This window comes from Halorubrum sp. SP3 (genome assembly GCF_005435195.1).
Classification (GTDB): domain Archaea; phylum Halobacteriota; class Halobacteria; order Halobacteriales; family Haloferacaceae; genus Halorubrum; species Halorubrum sodomense.
In genome coordinates this window covers 1-851 of sequence record NZ_SGTU01000164.1, presented here as the reverse complement: position 1 = coordinate 851, position 851 = coordinate 1, and the positions used below count along the sequence as shown (strand labels likewise).

Annotated in this window: 3 protein-coding genes; all 3 read right to left on the bottom strand. The window is 62.2% G+C overall.

All coding sequences use genetic code 11. The features are described from left to right. Window positions 1-466 (bottom strand): hypothetical protein (locus tag EXE42_RS16055; protein WP_137706966.1); only part of this gene is annotated, 466 nt, incomplete at its 3' end. After that, window positions 463-603, bottom strand: coding sequence for a hypothetical protein (locus EXE42_RS18805; protein WP_158293432.1), 141 nt, complete (start codon window positions 601-603; stop codon window positions 463-465). The genes EXE42_RS16055 and EXE42_RS18805, both read right to left, overlap by 4 nt. After that, window positions 603-851: hypothetical protein (locus EXE42_RS18800; RefSeq protein ID WP_158293746.1), on the bottom strand; the 249-nt coding region annotated here is incomplete at its 5' end. The genes EXE42_RS18805 and EXE42_RS18800, both read right to left, overlap by 1 nt.

Sequence of the window (851 nt, the reverse complement as noted above, 5' to 3'; positions counted from 1 at the left end):
TACATACCGCCCGTTCGGCTTCCGAGGCCCGTACGTCTTTCACCTCGGCAAACGTCGCTGTGTCCACCTCACCGCTTGTGACGAGCCACGTTGCGAGCAGGCGGGCGTCGAGGACGATGGGAGCACGGTGGTCAAAGGAGATCACCACGACGGGTGTCGCCCAGTCAGGCGTTCCGTTGATGAACCGCAACAGTTCTTCGACGCCAGTCTCATCGTCTTCCGAGCCACCGAAGACGTAAGAACACCGTTTACCCGTCGCTGCCTGTCGCTTCTTCGCTTCGATGAGGTACAGGCCGTTCTGCCCTCGACGTTGGGCCTCGGGAGCAACCGCGACGACGATGTCACTCGATCCGATCGCAGAGTTACCCGAGTACCCCACAGTCGAGAGCCACACGTCGCGGGTAGTAGCCTCGGTTAGTTCGGCTGATAGACTGTGCTCGTATCGGCGGCCGTGTTGTTGTGTCATGGGAGGGTTCCAGGGGTTCCAGTTATCCACAATCCGACGAGCGTCACCGTCGTCCAGACGACGAGTGTGATGAGGAAGTACAGCGCCGCCTTCCCGCCAGTTCGCAGCCCACGGCGGATTGCCTCGGAGGGGAGCATTACAGTCCCCCTCCAACGCCTGCGGCCAGCGAGAGGATGAACCAGACGATGAACGGGGCGCCGCCGAGGATCGACCAGTTCCAGTTCGTCCGCTTGAACGACGCCCACGCCTTCGCGTACTCGGAGTCGTAGTCCCACGGGTTCTGGATGCTATGACGCATCTTCCACGACCCATCGTAGACGCCGTACAGCGAGGCACCGAGGCCGAGGCCGAACCCGATGGCGAACGGCATCCACGGACGGGTGCT